The organism is Phytohabitans maris (assembly GCF_031085175.1).
Taxonomy (GTDB): Bacteria; Actinomycetota; Actinomycetes; order Mycobacteriales; family Micromonosporaceae; genus Phytohabitans; species Phytohabitans maris.
Genome location: NZ_JAVHUY010000002.1, coordinates 109,275 through 125,429, shown reverse-complemented (window position 1 = coordinate 125,429; position 16,155 = coordinate 109,275). Strand labels below are relative to the sequence as shown.

Sequence of the window (16,155 nt, the reverse complement as noted above, 5' to 3'; positions counted from 1 at the left end):
TCATGAGAAGGGTTACCCGTACGTTCGCGGTAGCCGCCCTGGCCACGGCTCTGGCCGTCGTGACCGGTTGCAGCTCCGACGAACCTGAAGACACCACCAACGCCGGCTCCGGCGGTGAACTGGCAAAGGTGACGTACCTCACGTCGTTCGGCAACTTCGGTCGTGACGCGTATGGCTGGGTCGCACTTGAAAAGGGTTTCTTCCGTGAAGCCGGCTTTGACGTGACTATCCAGAAAGGTCAGGGTACCGGCGGAAACATCACCACCATCGTTTCCGGTAAGGCCGACTACACCCCGATCGACCTGACTGGTGGCCTGCTCACGTTCGGCAAGGGCACGAAGGACTTCACCGCGGTCGCCGCGATCCAGCAGCGCACGATGGCCGCCATCGCGTCCACGTCGGACAAGAAGATCACCACGCCGAAGGACCTGGAGGGCAAGACCCTCGCCGACACTCCCGGCTCCGTCGTGCGCAACCTGTTCCCGACGTACGCGAAGCTGGCGAACGTCGATTACAACAAGGTGAAGTGGCAGGACGGCGAGGCCGCGACGCTGATCGCCACGCTCGGCTCGGGCAAGGTCGACGGCATCGGCCAGTTCGTGGTCGGCCGGCCGACGATCGAGGCGGTGACCAAGAAGACGCCGACCTTCCTGCCGTACAGCGACTACCTGACCGACCTGTACGGCAACGTGCTGATCACCTCGACCAAGAACGCCAAGGAGAAGCCGGAGGAGGTCAAGCGGTTCACCCAGGCGCTGCTCAAGGGCTTGGAGTACTCGCTGGCCAACCCGGAGGAGGCCGGGAAGATCCTGCAGAGCAAGGACAACACGGCGAACCCCGCGGCCGCCAAGGCCGAGCTCGAGCTGATGGCCTCGTTCGTCCGCTCCGCGGGCAGCGGCGAGAAGATTGGCACGATCGACACCCAGCGGGTGGCCCGGAGCATCGCGATCCTGCAGGGCGCGGGTCAGCTCCCGCAGGGCATCACGCCGGAGCAGATCATCTCCGTCGACCTGCTGCCGAAGGTCTGATTCGCTAGGAGAGCGACGGGTGTGGTGGCCGGCCGGGCCACCACACCCGAACAGACGCGCAAGGAGCCAGACAAAATGAGCGAGACGTCCGTCGCCGCGCCGCCCGTCGCGGTCGCCGACCGGTCCCAGATACGGATGCCGGTCTTCGTCTATCCCATCGCCGGCTTCGCCGTGACGGTCTTCACCTGGTGGCTCATCACCAGCGTGTTCGGCCTGGCCCACCCGGTCGTGCTGCCGCCGCCACAGGACGTGGTGCGCGGCTTCTTCGACAATCGGGAGTTCATCCTCGAGGGCATGCTGGTGACCTCCCTGGAGACGCTGGTGGGCTTCATCGTCTCCTCGGTCGTCGGCTTCCTGATCGGACTGGTGCTGGCCAGCTCGGCGCTGCTGGAGCGGATGTTCTCGCCGCTGCTGGTGGCCGTCAACGCGGTGCCGAAGATCGCCTTCGGGCCGATGCTGGTCGCCTGGCTCGGCTGGGGCCAGCCGCCCATCCAGTTCATGATTTTCGTGATGTGTTTCTTCCCGGTCGTGCTCTCCACGGTGACGGGGCTGACCCGTACGCCGGCGGAGCTCGCCGAGATGGCGCGGTCGCTCGACGCGTCGCGCGCCAAGATGTTTCTCAAGGTTCGGCTGCCCGCCGCGCTGCCGCAGGTCTTCGTCGGCCTCAAGCTGGCGCTGCCGCTGGCCGCGGTGGGCGCGATCATCGGCGAGTTCCAGGCCGGTGACGCGGAGCGGCCAGGCCTCGGCTCGATCATCGTGCAGACGCTGGGCCAGGGGATGTCGGCGACGGCCTTCGCCGCATTCGTCCTGATCGCCGCCACGACGATCGTGTTCTACTACCTGCTGGTCGGCCTGGAGCGCCTGCTGCTTCCGTGGGTGCGCGCCACCACCGACCGCTGAACCCCGAAGGATCGCCCGGTACGGCGCCGGCGGTGCCGGCGCCGTACCAGATGGGTTTTCAGCCGGTGGCCAGCCGCCAGCGGCCGTTGCGGGCCACGAGCACGGTGAGTGCCTGCGGCATCAGGCCGGAATGGTTGTCCGGGGTGATCCGGATCGGCCCGGACAACCCGTCGAACTGTGACGTCTCCACAATGGACCGGATGCTGTCGCGGCTCACCGTGGAGCTTTGCTGCAACGCGTTGGCGACCATCTGGACCGCGTCGGCGGCGAAGGACGAGAAGCCGTAGTAGCTGCCGTACTTGGCGGTGTAGTCACGGAACCACTGCTTGCGGGCCGCCGTGGCTGGCGTGGTGGCGATGACGTCGTCGATGACCATCGTCTGGGTGAAGACCATCGTGGCGCCGTTGGTGGCCTTCTGGCCGGCGAGGAAGAGGTCGCCGGCGGCCGCCCCGTCGAAGTAGATCGGGCCCTTGAAGCCGGCCTGCTGCGCGCTCGCCGCCGCCAGCGCCGCCTGCTCGGCGAACGTCCACACGACGATCGCCTCGACCGGCTCGGCGCTTTCCGCCAGGAGTGTCTCCATCGCCTGGCTCACGTCGGTGTCGGTGGGGCGGACGGCCGTGGCCGTCACGTTCGACTCGCCCAGCGCGCCGCGGATGGCGGCCAGGCCCTCCTTGCCGTACAGGTCGTTGGTGTAGAGCAGGCCGACCCGCTTCTTCTTGGCGGCGTTGATCTCGCGGGCGAGCGCGGCGGCGTTGTCGGCCGCGTTCGGCCCGATCTTGAAGACCCACTGCCGGTCCTTCACCGGTGCCACGACGCCGCCGGCCGGGGCCAGCGCGATGGTGGGTACCCGCCGGTCCTTGACGGTCTCCGCCACCCGCTCGACGCACTCGGCGCAGGTGCCCATGACGACCGCCGCGACATTGGGGTTGTTTGCGAACGCTCCCACGTTGGTCAGGGACCGGCTGGAGTCGGAGCGGTTGTCCTTCGGGTCCAGCCGGAGCTTTCGGTTGCCGAGGATGCCGGAGTCGTTGACCTGGCTGATTTTCAGCTCGAGAGCGCGCCGGTACGCCTCTCCGATGGCCGCTGTGGGCCCGGACAGCTCAAGGTCGGCGCCGATGATGACTTCCTCGACGTCTCCCGCGTCCTCGCCCGATTGGCAGGCGGACGCCGACAGAACCAGCGCGGCTGCGGTGAGCGCAGACAGCGTCACGGAGCGTATGGGCCTCAATGTGGTCCTCCATGTGGACGGCCCAGCAGAGCTGGTGTTTTAAGGGCTGGAGACCGCTGTCCGTCCCCTGTGGAGCGACGCGGACCGGCCTGCCGTACGGTGTGAACGCGCAGTCGTTCGAACCTGGAAAACCATGCCAACGGCGGACGCCAGGGTCAAGCGGGAGAGTACCTGTTCCACGGGACAGCTATCCCACATAGTGGTTTGCGAAGAAGTTTGCACCCGTTAACTTTATTGACATCAATGCCTTACAGACTGCTGTTTGTGCAGGTCAGGGGCACATTTCTGGGAAGGGGCGGAGTGCGCGGAGTTTGTATTGGGGATGGTGCGACCGTTTCCTGCCGGACTGAGGCTTCCCAAGTGGGTGCCGTTTCTGGTGAAATCGCGGCCGTGCCGCGTGCGGCGCCAACCGATGCACCCAGGCGTCGGTCGAGCGGGTCGCACGCGGAGACGACGACGGAGGCGATGTCGTGAGCACGGGACCTACGACCCTGCCCGAAAAAGGTGCGCAGGCCCGCCGTGCTGCGCGCCGTTGGTTTCCGCGCCTGCGTGACGCGCGGATCAGGTCCAAGCTGGCGCTCATCCTCGTCGTGCCGGTCGCGGCGGTGCTCGCGCTCGCCACGGTCCGGCTGGTCGACGTCGGTCGCGACGCCCTCGACGCGAGCCTGATTCGCGATCTGACCTCTCTGTCCGCCAACGTCTCGGCGTTGACGCAGGATCTGCACAAGGAGCGGATGGCCGCCGCGGTCTACCTGGCCGATCCGCCCCAGGGGGCGCAGAGGGTCGACTACAAGGACCTCTACAACCAGGCTGTGAACGTCACCGACGAGCGGGTCGCGGCGTACACGGCCGAGCGGCAGTCGATCGGCGACGTGCCCGGCTCGGTCGAGGCCCGGCTCGCCCGGATCGACGAGCACCTGGCCACGCTCAACATCACCCGCCAGGACATGCTCGCCCGCCAGCAGCGCTCGGTCGCCGAGTCGGTGCTCCGCTACGGCAACATCCTCACCGACCTCGTGGCGTACGGCGACGTGCTCGGCCAGCTCGCCGGCGAGGGTGACCTGGCCGAAGAGTTGCGCGCGGTCGCCGCGTTCGCCAAGGCCAAGGCGGCCAAGGCCGAGGAGGAGGCGGTCGTCTACGCCGCCCTGATCAGCGGCGAGGCCCTGGGCCAGGAGCAGCTCAACTCGTTCCTCAGCACGCTCACCAGCCAGGAGTCCGCGCAGCAGGCGTTCGAGCTGGTCGCGAGCAGTGAGCAGCAGGCCATCGCGGACGCCACGGTCACCGGCGACGCGGTCAACCTGGCCCAGTCCAGCGAGGCGGAGGTGACCCGCACCGTCGGCCAGCGGCCCGGCGCCACACAGGCCGTCGACGCTCAGCGCTCGATCGGCGCGGTGGTCGACCTCATGCGCTTCGCCGAGGTCAAGCTGGAGGAGCGGGCGCTCACCGAGGCCGACGACGTCCGGGCGGCCGTGGTCCGCCAGGCGGTCGTCGAGTCGATCCTCGTGCTCATCACGCTCTTCATCGCCGTCGCGCTCGCCGTGGTCCTGGCCCGCTCGCTCAACCGCTCGCTGCGCCGCCTCCGGGAAGGCGCGCTCGCGGTGGCCAACCGCGACCTGCCCGACGCCGTCGCCCAGCTGCGCGACGTGCGCAGCATCGGTGAGGGCGGGCCGGACGAGATCGTGCGACAAGTGCGCGACGCGATCCGGTTGCCCAACCGCGACGAGGTCGGTCAGGTGGCCCAGGCGTTCAACGTCGTACACCGGGAGGCGGTCCGGATCGCGGCCGAGCAGGCCGCGCTGCGGACGAGCGTCTCGGCGATGTTCCTCAACCTGGCCCGCCGAAGCCAGGCGCTGGTCGACCGCATGATCGGCGAGCTCGACATGATCGAGCGCGGCGAGGAGGACCCGAAGCGGCTGGCCCAGCTCTTCCAGCTGGACCACCTGGCCACTCGAATGCGCCGCAACGACGAAAACCTGCTGGTGCTCGCGGGCGCCGACTCCACCGCGCCGCGGCGCGACGACGCGCTGCTGGTCGACGCGCTCCGCGCGGCCCAGTCCGAGGTGGAGCTCTACAACCGCATCGAGTTCGGCACCGTCGACACCGACATCTCGATCGCGGCGCACGCGGTCAACGACGTGGTCCGGCTCGTCGCCGAGCTGCTCGACAACGCCACCCGGTTCTCGCCGCCCAACACGGTGGTCGTCGCGGACGCCCGGCGCATCCGCGACTACGTGCTGATCCAGATCGAAGACCGCGGTCTGGGCCTCACCGAAGACCAGCTGGAGGCGCTCAACCACCGGCTCAGCCAGCCGCCCGCGGTCGACGTGGCCGCGTTCCGGCTGATGGGTCTGGCGGTCGTCGGTCGCCTCGCCTCCCGGTACGGCATCCGGGTCGAGCTGCGCCCCAACGTCGAGGGCGGCACGGTGGCCCAGGTGACGCTGCCGAGCGGCATCGTGGTGCTGCCCAAGCCGCGTACCCGCGAGCAGGTGCTCACCCGCCCGCGCTCGCCGCTCGCGGTGGAGACCAGCCCGGCCGCGGCCGGACCGGTGTCCGGCGGGTGGTCGTCGCAGCCGGCCGCGCGCTCCTCGGCCGCCACGCTCTCCGACCCCTGGCCGAGCAGCCAGACACCGTCCTGGGACACGTCCGCGGTACCGGTCAACGCGACGGCCGCGACCAGCGCGTTCCCGACGGTCGGCCAGTCGGCCGGCGGCACGCTGGGCCAGCCGCAGGGCATGGGTTCGCCCACGGTGGCGTACCCGACCGTCCAGCCCGCGTCGCTGCCGCAGCGCGGCCAGAACGCCGCGATCCCGGCGACCGCCCACCCGATGACGCCCGCCGTGCTGCCCCCCTCCGGCCTGCCGGCCGGGCCGGTCGCCGGTTCACCGGGTGTCTCGCCGCGCCCCGACGACGGCGGCGAGGTTCCGATCTACCGGGAGATGGAGGCGGTCTGGTTCCGGTCGCACGGCCAGGCGTCGACGCAGATCTTCTCCACGGTGAGCCCCAGCGCCGCCGCACCCAGCGCCGCGGCGAGCTCGACCGGCAGCTACACGTCGTCCAGCGCACCGGCCGCCTCCAGCCTCTCCGGCGGCTCGTCGGGCTACCCCGGGTCGTCCGGGCTTTCCAGCGGCTCTTCCGGACTCTCCGGCGGCTCCTCGGGACTCTCCGGCGGGTCCTCCGGACTCTCCACCGGCCCGAGCCTCGGCAACGGCGGGCTCGGCGGCGGCTCCGGCCTCGGCGGGGGTGGTTCACTCCCGAGCCGTACGCCGCCGCCCGCGGCCGCGCCGCCTCCGGCCGCGTACGCGCCGCCGGTGGTCCCGCCCGCCGCCACCCAGGGTGGCGACTCCGGCGCGGGTGCCGTGCCGCGCCCGCGCAGCGCCGCCGAAGACAGCTGGCGTACGGCCGCTGACGAGGGCTGGCGGCGCGCTGAGCGGGCCGCTGAGCCGGTGAACGGCGGCAAGACGCGTTCCGGCCTGCCCAAGCGCGTTCCGCAGGCTCAGCTCGTGCCTGGTGGGGTCGACACCTCGACCACCCGCGAGCGCGCCCGCCGTACGCCCGACGAGGTCCGCGGCCTGCTCTCCGCGTACCACCGGGGCGTGCAGCGGGGCCGCTCGGCCGGCATGCAGGAAAACGGGAGCACCTCTACCAAGGAGACCAGTTGATGACGAGGCCAGCAGCGATGCAGGACATGGGTTGGCTGCTCAGCAACTTCGCCGACAGCGTGGCCGGGATCGCCCACGTCGTCGCGGTGTCGGCCGACGGCCTGCTCCTCGCGTCGTCGCGGGACCTGCCGGCCGACCGGGCAGACCAGCTCGCCGCGATCACGTCGGGTGTGGTCAGCCTCACCGACGGCGCCTCGCGGATGTTCAGCGCTGGTGGGGTGCTCCAGACGGTCATCGAGATGGACAGCGGCTACCTCTTCCTCATGTCGATCAGCGACGGCTCGTCGATGGCCGTACTGGCCGCGCGCAGCTGTGACGTGGGTCAGGTGGGGTACGAGATGGCGCTGCTCGTCGAGCGGGTCGGTGCGGCCCTGTCGCCGGCGACCCGAGAGGCCGTCACCCGCTAGTCCTAAGTAGATAATGACAGTGCCGCCGCTACGACAACGGAAGGAGGTGACCGCGTCATGGTGGACCAACCACGAGAAGACCCGAGAGGTGCGCTGGTCCGGCCGTACGCGGTCACCCGTGGGCGCACCGAACCACGCCGCGACATCGCCCTGGAGGCGGTGCTCGTGGCGGACCCGGCCGCCGTGCAGGAGTCACGGTTCGCGGGCCACGACAAGCACCGCATCGCCACCGTCTGCGAAAACCGTGCGCAGTCGCTGGCGGAGATAGCGGCCTATACCCGGCTCCCGTTGGGCGTTGCCCGGGTGCTCGTCGCCGACATGGTGGCGGAGGGCTTGCTGACGCTGCACAGTGCCGCTCCGGTCGAAGCCTATGAGGAGCGGATGGAACTGCTTGAGAGGGTGCTGAGTGGACTTCGCAGGCTATAACGCCGCAGGGGCGCGCCGAAACCGAGGGATCACGTCTGCCAAGATCGTGATCGCGGGAGGCTTCGGCGTCGGCAAGACGACGCTCGTAGGCGCGGTTTCCGAGATCACCCCGCTGACCACCGAAGCGGTCATGACCGCGGCCGGCGTGGGTATCGACGATCCCTCGAAGGTGCCGGGCAAGGAGACCACCACGGTGGCGATGGACTTCGGCCGTATCACCATGGCCGAAGACCTGATCCTGTACCTCTTCGGCACGCCCGGCCAGACCCGCTTCTGGTTCATGTGGGACGAGATCATCCGTGGCGCTGTGGGCGCGGCCGTCCTGGTCGACACCCGCCGTATCGCGGACGCTTTCGCCCCGCTGGACTACTTCGAAAACCGGCACCTGCCGTACGTGGTGGCGCTGAACGTCTTCGACGGCTCCCCGCAGTACGAGGTGGAGGAGATCCGCGAGGCCCTGGCCATCGCACCCCACGTGCCGCTCGTGCTGTGCGACGCCCGGCACCGCGACTCGGTCAAGCACGTGCTGGTCAACGTCGTTGAACACGCGATGATGACCCTCCGCGCCGAGCGTGGCGGCGGTCGCCGCCCCACCCCGGTCGGCTGATCCGGCTCAGCACGCGGCGCGCGCCCCAGCATCCTGGTCGCGCGCCGTCGTGACCGGCTAGGCCCTGTTTCGAAAATCCTTGCCGGGCTGCGCCGGGTCCAGACGACGACCGGCGGCGTCGGGCGTAAGGCCGCATACAACACCGGTATGCGACCTTGCGCCCGACTTGCCGGCGAGCTTGCCGAGTCGCCGGCGCCGCGCGAGCACGAAGCCCGTACGGACGTGCCGGCTAGTCGGCTGGCTCGTAGCCTCCCTGGACCTCGGCTCGCCTCGACAATTCTTTTGAAACAGGGCCTAGTCGACGGGGAGGCGGTAGCCGCGCTTCACCACGGTCTGCACCACGCCGGGCGCGCCCAGGCCGGCCCGGAGGCGGGCGACGGCCATCTCCACCGCGTGCTCGTCGGCGCCGCGGGGGAGGGTGCGCAGCAGGGCCGCCCGGGACAGCACCCGGCCCGGGGTCGCGGCCAGCGCGCGCAGCACCGACATCGGTGCCGGCGCCAGCGGGCGCAGCTCGCCGTCCACCACGGCCGCGTGGCCGCGCAGGGTGAGGACGTGGCCGGCCACCTTCAGGTTGACCGCTCGCTGGGGCAGCTCGTCGACGATCGTACGGACCAGGGCACCCAGCCGCGCGCGGGTGGGCGCCACCACCGGTACGCCGTGGCGGCGCAGCGGGGCGGCGGTGACCGGGCCGACACAGGCGGCCAGTACGTCCGAGCGGAGCGCGTCCAGCACCGCGTCGCCGCTCGGGCCGGCGGCTCTCAGCAAAGCGCCCGCCGCGGGGGCCGAGGTGAACGTGACCGCGTCGACCAGCCGCCCGGTGATCAGGTCGACCAGGCGGTGCAGCGGGGCGGGATCGGTGGGCGGCGCCCAGCGGTACACGGGCACCTCGATGACGGTCGCGCCAGCGGCCTCCAGCGCGGCGGTGCATTCGGGCTGGCGTTCGCCGTGCAGCTGCATGGCCACCACCTGACCCTCGACGCCCCGGCGCTGCAGGTGCTCGATCACCTCGTCGCAGCTCTCCGAGGCCGGCGACCACTCGTCGTGCAGCCCGGCCGCGCGGATGGCGCCGCGGGCCTTGGGGCCGCGGGCCACGATGTACGCGTGGCCGAGCACCGAGCGGAGCGGCTCGGCCAGCCCCCAGCCCTCGGCCGCTTCCAGCCAGCCGCGCATGCCGATGCCGGTGTTGGCCATCACCACGTCCGGCGGGTGCTCCAGGCAGGCCCTGGTGGCCGCGCGCAGCTCGGTGTCGTCGGCGAGCGGCACGATCCGCAGGGCCGGGGCGAGCACGACCCGGGCACCGCGCCGTTCGAGCAGGGCGGCCAGCTCGTCGCGGCGCCGGTCCGCGGTCACTCCGACGGTAAAGCCGGAGAGTTCGTCCGACATCAGCCGGCGCCCACTTCGACCATGCCGTCCCGCACCCGCACCGGGTAGGTGCGCACCGCCACGCCGGGCACGTCGAGGCACTCGCCGGTGCGCAGGTCGTACACCTGCTTGTGTAGCGGCGACGCGACCGTCGGCGCGTCGCCGCGGCTGCCGACGATGCCGCGCGACATCACGTTCGCGCCGGCGATCGGGTCGCGGTTGTCGATCGCGAAGAGCCCGCCGTCGTACGTGCGGAAGATGGCGACCTGTGCCCCGCCGACGAGCGCGGCCACACCCCGCTCGGGCTCCACCCGCTGCTGCGGGCAGATCACTTCCCAGCGCTCCGTCAGAGTGTCCGTCATTGGCGTACTCCCATGGTCGGTAGACCGAGCACCACGGGTCGGCGCTCGCCCATTGCCGGGACCGGCTGCCCCCGCTCCACCTCGAAGGTGATCGAGGGGTCGGGCGTGTCCGGTGCGTTGACGAAGGAGGTGAACCGGCGCATCCGCTCCGGGTCTTCGACGGTGGCCCGCCATTCGTCCTCATAGGACTCGACGTGGCGGGCCATGGCCGCGTCGAGCTCCGCGCAGATGCCCAGCGAGTCGTCGACGATCACCGCGCGCAGGTGGTCGAGACCGCCCTCCATCGCCTCGATCCAGGCGGCGGTTCGCTGCAGCCGGTCGGCGGTGCGGATGTAGAACATGAGGAACCGGTCGACGTACCGCACCAGGTCCTCTGTGGACAGATCGCTGGCGAAGAGGTCGGCGTGGCGCGGGCGGAAGCCGCCGTTGCCACCGACGTAGAGGTTCCAGCCCTTGTCGGTGGCGATGATGCCGAAGTCCTTGCTCCGCGCCTCGGCGCACTCGCGGGCGCACCCGGAGACCGCCGACTTGATTTTGTGCGGCGCGCGCAGCCCGCGGTAGCGCAGCTCCAGCGCTACCGCCAGGCCGACCGAGTCCTGCACCCCGTAGCGGCACCAGGTGGAGCCGACGCAGGACTTGACCGTGCGCAGTGCCTTGCCGTACGCGTGGCCGGACTCGAACCCGGCGTCGACCAGCCGGCGCCAGATCTGCGGCAGCTGCTCCACGCGCGCGCCGAAAAGGTCGATCCGCTGGCCGCCCGTGATCTTCGTGTACAGGTTGAAGTCGCGGGCTACCTCGCCGATCACGATGAGCTTGTCCGGCGTGATCTCCCCGCCGGGGATGCGCGGCACCACCGAGTACGTGCCGTCGCGCTGGATGTTGGCCAGGAAGTGGTCGTTGGTGTCCTGCAGCGCGGCCTGCTCGCCGTCGAGCACGTAGCCGTTGCCCAGCGAGGCGAGGATCGAGGCGACCGCCGGCTTGCAGATGTCGCAGCCGCGCCCGCGCCCGTGCTCGGTCACCAGCTGCGAGAACGTGCGGATGCCCCGCACCCGGACGATCTCGAAGAGCTCCTGCCGGCTGTGGTCGAAGTGCTCGCACAGCGCCTTGGACATCTGCACGCCGGAGATCGCCAGCAGCTGCTTGAGCATCGGTACGCACGAGCCGCAGCTGGTGCCCGCGCGGGTGCACGCCTTGATCGCCGGTACGTCCGTGCAGCCTTCGTGGATCGCGTCGACGATCTGGTCCTTGGTCACGGCGTTGCAGGAGCAGACCTGCGCGCTGCCGGGGAGTGCGGCGATACCCGCGCCGGTGCCCATGCCGCCGGACTCGGGGGCGAGCAGCGCGAGCGGCGGCCCGGGCAGCGGGCCGCCGACGCTGGCCCGGAGGGTCGGGTAGGCCGAGGCGTCGCCGACGAGTACGCCGCCGAGCAGCGTCTTGGCGTCGTCGGAGAGGACCAGCTTCGCGTACACGCGGGTGGCCGGGTCGGTGAACGTGACGTCGAGGCAGCCCTCGGCGGTGCCGTGCGCGTCGCCGAACGAGGCGACGTCGACGCCGAGCAGCTTGAGCTTGGTCGACATGTCCGCGCCGGGGAACGTCGCCTGGCCGCCGAGCAGCCGGTCGGCCACCACCTCGGCCATCGCGTATCCGGGTGCGACCAGCCCGTAGCAGCGCCCCTCGACGGCCGCGCACTCGCCGATCGCCCAGATCCGCTCGTCGGAGGTGCGGCAGGCGGTGTCGACCAGGATGCCGCCGCGCTCGCCCACGTCGAGCCCGGCCGCGCGGGCCACGTCGTCGCGGGGGCGGATGCCGGCCGCGACCACCACGACGTCGGCCTGGATCCACGAGCCGTCAGACAAGACCAGCCCGTACACAGAGCCTCTGGAGTCGGCCTGCCGGCCGAAGTCGCCGTCGTTGCGCGGCCGGATCGCCGTCGTGCCGGTGCCGGTGTGCACCTTGACGTCGAGCTCCTCGACGTACCGCCGGAGCATGGCGCCGCCGGCCTCGTCGACCTGCACCGGCATCAGCCGCGGCGCGAACTCCACCACGTGCGTCGACAGGCCCAGCAGCCGCAGCGCGTTGGCCGCCTCCAGCCCGAGCAGGCCGCCGCCGATGACCGCGCCGGTGCGCCGCCCCTTCGCGTGGTCGCGGATCGCCTCCAGGTCGTCCAGCGTGCGGTAGACGAAGACACCGCGCAGGTCGGCGCCGTCGACCGGGGGCACGAACGGGTAGGAGCCGGTGGCGAAGACCAGGGCGTCGTACGGGTACTCGCCGCCGCCGGTCACCGCGACCCGCCGCTCCCGGTCGACCCGGACGACCGGCTCGCCGAGCCGCAGGTCGACACCGTCGTCGGCGGTGTGCAGGCTCAGCTCCTCGGCCGAGACGCCGTCGAAGAACGCGGAGAGCCGCACCCGGTCGTACGCCGCGCGCCCCTCCTCGGCCAGCACCGTGACCCGCCACTCGCCGCTCGTGTCGCGCGAGCGCAGCGCCTCCACGAACCGCTGGCCGACCATGCCGTTGCCGACGACGACGAGGTGCTTCATGCGGCGACCTCCGACGCAGAAGAATCCACTGTGGATAGCCAATCGACGATGCCCTCGACCGCGTCGCGGCAGGTGCCGCAGCCGGTCGTGGCCCTGGTCGCGGCGACCACGTCGTCGACGGACCGGGCACCGGCGCGCCAGCAGCGCACCAGTGCTCCCTTGCTGACGGTGTTGCACTGGCAGACCGTGGCGGCGTCGGGCATGAGCGCCGGCGACTCCGCCTGCGTCGTGGCTGGTACGCCGATCGCCCGGCCGAGCAGCAGCGCGCGCCGGTCGGTCGGTACGGGCGTGCCGCGGTCGAAGAGCTGGATCACCGCGCCGACGGACGGGTTGTCGCCGAGCATGATCGCGCCGGTCAGCCGTTCGCCGACGATCGTCAGCTTGGCGTAGGTGCCCCGAGCGGGGTCGGCGAAGCTCAGCTCCTCGGCCCCCTCGACCGGTGCCGAGGTACCCATGGCGGCGAGGTCGATGCCCGCGGCCTTGAGGCGCGTGACCACCGGAAGCGGCCGGTACTTCGCGAACGGGTCCTCCCCGCCGAGCACCCGCGCGACGATCCGGGCCTGCTCCCAGGCTGGCGCCACCAGGCCACTCACCACGCCCTCGTGCTGCGCGCAGTCGCCGATCGCGGAGATGTGGCGGTCGCTGGTGCGCATGTGGTCGTCGACCACGACACCCCGCTCGACGGCGAGCCCGGCGTCGGTGGCCAGCCCGGTCTCCGGCCGCACACCGCAGGCCACCACGAGCAGGTCGGCGCGGAGCTCGCGCCCGTCGGCCAGGCCGAGCGTCACCCCGTCGGCGTCGGCGGCCACCGAGGCGGCCATCGCGTCGAGGTGCGCGGCGATGCCGAGGCTGGACAGGGTGCGGACCAGGACCGCGCTGGCGGCCGGGTCGAGCTGGCGCTCCATGAGGTGGCCGACCGCGTGGACGACCTCGGTGGCGATGCCGCGGGCCGCGAGCCCGCGCGCCGCCTCCAGACCAAGAAGACCCCCACCGAGTACGAGCGCGGTGCGCGCCCCCGACGCGGTGGCGAGGATGCGCCGGCAGTCGTCGAGCGTGCGAAACACCGCGACCCGCTCGGGCAGGTGCTCGCGGTCGAGGCCGGACAGGGGCGGGATGAGCGCGCGGCTGCCGGTGGCGAGTACCAGGTGGTGGTACTCGATGCGGTCGCCGGCGTCGGTGGTGACCGTCCGGGCGGCCCGGTCGATCGCGGTGACCGCCACGCCGGGGCGCAGGTCGATGCCGTGCCCGGCCGCCTCGGTGATCTCCACGTCGCGCTCGCGGACCTTGCCGGCGAGCACGCTCGACAGCATGATCCGGTTGTACGCCCGGTGTGGCTCGGCGCCGAGCACCGTGACCTTGATGTGGGGACCCCGGTCGCGTAGCTCGGCCGCGAGCCGGGACCCGGCCATGCCGTAGCCCACGACGACGACATTCATGCTGCTTGCACCTTGACTGCGCACACCTTGAACTCCGGCATTCGAGACGTCGGGTCGAGGGCATCGCTCGTCAGTGAGTTGGCCCGGGCGGCGCCGCCCCAGTGGAACGGCGCGAAAACGGTGTCCGGCCGGATCGTCTCGGTCAGGCGGGCGGGCGCCCGCATCTCACCGCGCCGGCTGGTGACCACGACCTCGTCGCCGGCCTCGATGCCGAGGCGGGCGGCCAGGTCGGGGTGGAGCTCCACGAACGCGCTCGGCGCCGTGCGGCGCAGCGGCTCGATCCGCCGGGTCTGCGCGCCCGACTGGTACTGCGCGAGGACCCGGCCGGTGGTGAGGTAGAGCGGGAACTCCGCGTCGACCTCCTCGGCGACCGGCCGGTGCTCGACCGGCAGAAACCGGGCCCGCCCGTCCGGGGTGGCGAAGGTGTCGAGGAAAAGCCGCGGCGTACCCGGCCGGTCCACCGATGGGCACGGCCAGAACACGCCGTCCTCAGCGTCGACCCGCTCCCACGTCACGCCTGCGTAGTCCGCCGCGCCCCCGGCAGAAGCACGCCGCAGCTCCTCGAACACGGCTCGTGGCTCGGTGGTGAACCGCGTGCCGGCGCCGAGCCGGGAGGCCAGCTCGGCAATCACCGCCAGATCCGTCCTCACATCTGGCGGTGGCTCGCGGAAGGCGTGGCGCCGCAGCACCCGGCCCTCCAGGTTGGTCATCGTGCCGTCTTCCTCGGCCCACTGGGCGGTGGGCAGGACCACGTCGGCGATCGCCGCGGTCTCGGAGAGCACGAAGTCGGAGACGACCAGCAGGTCGAGGCTCCTGAGGCGGGCCTCGACGCGCGCCGCGCGGGGGGCCGAGACGACCGGGTTGGAGCCGAAGACCAGCAGCGCCCGCATCTCGTCGCCGGTCAGCAACTCGTACGCCGAGGGGCCGGGACCGGGCAGGTCGTCGGGGTCGACGCCCCAGACGCCGGCGACGTGCGCGCGGGCGGCCGGGTCGTCGATCTTGCGGTAGCCGGGGAGCTGGTCGGCCTTTTGCCCGTGCTCGCGCCCGCCCTGCCCGTTGCCCTGGCCGGTGAGGCAGCCGTAGCCGGACCCCGGCCGTCCGGGCAGGCCGAGCGCGAGCGCCAGGTTGATGAACGCGGTGACCGTGTCGACACCCTTGGCGTGCTGCTCGGCGCCGCGCGCGGTCAGGATGATCGCCGTCTCCGCGGTGGCCAGCGCGCGGGCGGCCGCCTCCAGGTCGGCGACCGGCACGCCGGTCATCCGCTCCACCCGGGCCGGCCAGTAGCTCGCCACGGTGCGCCGCACCTCGTCGAAGCCGCTGGTGCGAGCCGAGACGTACGCCTCGTCGGCCCAACCCTCGCCGAGCGCGATGTGCAGCAGCGCGTTGGCCAGTGCCAGGTCGGTGCCGGGCGTGGGCTGCAGGTGGAGCGTGGCCTGCCGGGCGGTCGCGGTGGCCCGCGGGTCGACCACGATCAGCGTGCCGCCGCGCGCCTTCTGCTCGGTGAGGTATCGGGCGAACGGTGGCATCGTCTCGGCCACGTTGGCCCCGACGAGCAGCAGCGTGTCCGCCTTGCCGATGTCGGCGAGGGGAAAGGGGAGCCCCCGGTCGACGCCGAACGCCCGCATGCCCGCCGCGGCCGCCGACGACATGCAGAAGCGGCCGTTGTAGTCGATGTTTTTGGTGCGGAGCGCGACCCGCGCGAACTTGCCCAGCGCGTACGCCTTTTCGTTGGTCAGGCCACCGCCGCCGAAGACCGCCACCGCGTCGCGCCCGTGCGCCGACTGGGTGGCCCGGATGCCCTCGGTGACCCGGTCGAGCGCCTCCGCCCAGGTGGCCGGGCGGAGCTCGGCACCCTCCCGGACCAGCGGTGTGGTCAGCCGGTCGGGGTGGTCGAGCAGCTCGGCCGCGGTCCAGCCCTTTTGGCACAGGCCGCCGCGGTTGGTCGGAAACTGGCGCGGCGTCACCTCGACACGACCCTCCGGCGCCGCCCGGAGGGTCATGCCACACTGAAGCGCGCAGTAGGGACAGTGCGTGGCGACCTCCCGGGTCACCACGAGACTCTCCACCGCGCCTGCCATGCCGGAAAGCGTGCCGACGGGCCGTTTCGCAGTCGGGTCCCGATTGTTTCGGGCCTGCTAAGAGGCGTTCACTCCACTCCTCGGAAGAGGGACAGGTGGCGGCTTGATCACCGCTGGTGGAC

At 71.5% G+C, this 16,155-nt stretch carries 12 protein-coding genes; 6 read left to right on the top strand and 6 right to left on the bottom strand.

Going from position 1 to position 16,155, the window contains the following annotated elements:
• Nucleotides 1-2: 2 nt before the first annotated feature.
• Together RB614_RS02285 and RB614_RS02280 are read left to right on the top strand one after the other, a co-directional pair.
• Nucleotides 3-1,028 (top strand): ABC transporter substrate-binding protein, encoded by a 1,026-nt coding sequence (locus RB614_RS02285; protein WP_308710627.1) that lies wholly within the window; start codon nucleotides 3-5, stop codon nucleotides 1,026-1,028.
• Between the two features lie 75 nt (nucleotides 1,029-1,103).
• Entirely contained in the window at nucleotides 1,104-1,928 is an 825-nt protein-coding gene (locus tag RB614_RS02280) for an ABC transporter permease (RefSeq protein WP_428982906.1), read from the top strand.
• Between the two features lie 58 nt (nucleotides 1,929-1,986).
• Here the strand turns inward: RB614_RS02280 and RB614_RS02275 are convergent, their stop codons facing one another.
• Nucleotides 1,987-3,156, bottom strand: coding sequence for an ABC transporter substrate-binding protein (locus RB614_RS02275; protein ID WP_308710626.1), 1,170 nt, complete (start codon nucleotides 3,154-3,156; stop codon nucleotides 1,987-1,989).
• Between the two features lie 470 nt (nucleotides 3,157-3,626).
• Here RB614_RS02275 and RB614_RS02270 point away from each other — a divergent pair, with 470 nt between their 5' ends.
• Genes RB614_RS02270 through RB614_RS02255 form a run of 4 tightly spaced genes read left to right on the top strand, consistent with a single transcriptional unit; the run spans nucleotide 3,627 to nucleotide 8,255 of the window.
• The gene (locus tag RB614_RS02270; protein WP_428982905.1) at nucleotides 3,627-6,815 is read left to right on the top strand and encodes a sensor histidine kinase; all 3,189 of its coding nucleotides are present in this window, start codon (nucleotides 3,627-3,629) and stop codon (nucleotides 6,813-6,815) included.
• Nucleotides 6,815-7,222: a roadblock/LC7 domain-containing protein gene (locus RB614_RS02265; protein WP_173158484.1), complete on the top strand. Its 408-nt coding sequence runs from the start codon at nucleotides 6,815-6,817 to the stop codon at nucleotides 7,220-7,222. Before RB614_RS02270 ends, RB614_RS02265 begins: the two co-directional genes overlap by 1 nt.
• Before the next feature lie 57 nt (nucleotides 7,223-7,279).
• Nucleotides 7,280-7,648 (top strand): DUF742 domain-containing protein, encoded by a 369-nt coding sequence (locus tag RB614_RS02260; protein ID WP_371872125.1) that lies wholly within the window; start codon nucleotides 7,280-7,282, stop codon nucleotides 7,646-7,648.
• Complete coding sequence (locus tag RB614_RS02255) at nucleotides 7,629-8,255, top strand: GTP-binding protein (protein WP_173056622.1); 627 nt, start codon at nucleotides 7,629-7,631, stop codon at nucleotides 8,253-8,255. The genes RB614_RS02260 and RB614_RS02255 overlap by 20 nt, the downstream gene beginning before the upstream one ends.
• A gap of 294 nt (nucleotides 8,256-8,549) precedes the next feature.
• Here RB614_RS02255 and RB614_RS02250 read toward each other — a convergent pair whose 3' ends face one another.
• The 5 genes from RB614_RS02250 to RB614_RS02230 are packed head-to-tail and all read right to left on the bottom strand — an operon-like array spanning nucleotide 8,550 to nucleotide 16,033.
• Nucleotides 8,550-9,638: a uroporphyrinogen-III synthase gene (locus RB614_RS02250; RefSeq protein WP_308710624.1), complete on the bottom strand. Its 1,089-nt coding sequence runs from the start codon at nucleotides 9,636-9,638 to the stop codon at nucleotides 8,550-8,552.
• The gene (gene nirD, locus RB614_RS02245; RefSeq protein WP_308710623.1) at nucleotides 9,638-9,979 is read right to left on the bottom strand and encodes a nitrite reductase small subunit NirD; all 342 of its coding nucleotides are present in this window, start codon (nucleotides 9,977-9,979) and stop codon (nucleotides 9,638-9,640) included. Before nirD ends, RB614_RS02250 begins: the two co-directional genes overlap by 1 nt.
• Nucleotides 9,976-12,519, bottom strand: a complete 2,544-nt coding sequence (gene nirB, locus RB614_RS02240) for a nitrite reductase large subunit NirB (protein WP_308710622.1) — start codon at nucleotides 12,517-12,519, stop codon at nucleotides 9,976-9,978. The genes nirD and nirB overlap by 4 nt, the downstream gene beginning before the upstream one ends.
• On the bottom strand, nucleotides 12,516-13,955 hold the full coding sequence (locus RB614_RS02235; RefSeq protein ID WP_308710620.1) for an FAD-dependent oxidoreductase: 1,440 nt from the start codon (nucleotides 13,953-13,955) through the stop codon (nucleotides 12,516-12,518). Before RB614_RS02235 ends, nirB begins: the two co-directional genes overlap by 4 nt.
• A complete protein-coding gene (locus tag RB614_RS02230; protein WP_308710619.1) occupies nucleotides 13,952-16,033 on the bottom strand; it encodes a molybdopterin oxidoreductase family protein in 2,082 nt (693 codons plus the stop codon). Before RB614_RS02230 ends, RB614_RS02235 begins: the two co-directional genes overlap by 4 nt.
• Nucleotides 16,034-16,155 lie beyond the last annotated feature (122 nt).

Excerpts from the sequence above, each read along its gene's own strand:
- RB614_RS02285 (WP_308710627.1), top strand. The coding sequence starts at position 3 with ATGAGAAGGGTTACCCGTACGTTCGCGGTAGCCGCCCTGGCCACGGCT.
- RB614_RS02280 (WP_428982906.1), top strand. The coding sequence starts at position 1,104 with ATGAGCGAGACGTCCGTCGCCGCGCCGCCCGTCGCGGTCGCCGACCGG.
- RB614_RS02265 (WP_173158484.1), top strand. The coding sequence starts at position 6,815 with ATGACGAGGCCAGCAGCGATGCAGGACATGGGTTGGCTGCTCAGCAAC.
- RB614_RS02260 (WP_371872125.1), top strand. The coding sequence starts at position 7,280 with ATGGTGGACCAACCACGAGAAGACCCGAGAGGTGCGCTGGTCCGGCCG.
- RB614_RS02250 (WP_308710624.1), bottom strand. The coding sequence starts at position 9,638 with ATGTCGGACGAACTCTCCGGCTTTACCGTCGGAGTGACCGCGGACCGG.
- nirD (WP_308710623.1), bottom strand. The coding sequence starts at position 9,979 with ATGACGGACACTCTGACGGAGCGCTGGGAAGTGATCTGCCCGCAGCAG.
- nirB (WP_308710622.1), bottom strand. The coding sequence starts at position 12,519 with ATGAAGCACCTCGTCGTCGTCGGCAACGGCATGGTCGGCCAGCGGTTC.
- RB614_RS02235 (WP_308710620.1), bottom strand. The coding sequence starts at position 13,955 with ATGAATGTCGTCGTCGTGGGCTACGGCATGGCCGGGTCCCGGCTCGCG.
- RB614_RS02230 (WP_308710619.1), bottom strand. The coding sequence starts at position 16,033 with ATGGCAGGCGCGGTGGAGAGTCTCGTGGTGACCCGGGAGGTCGCCACG.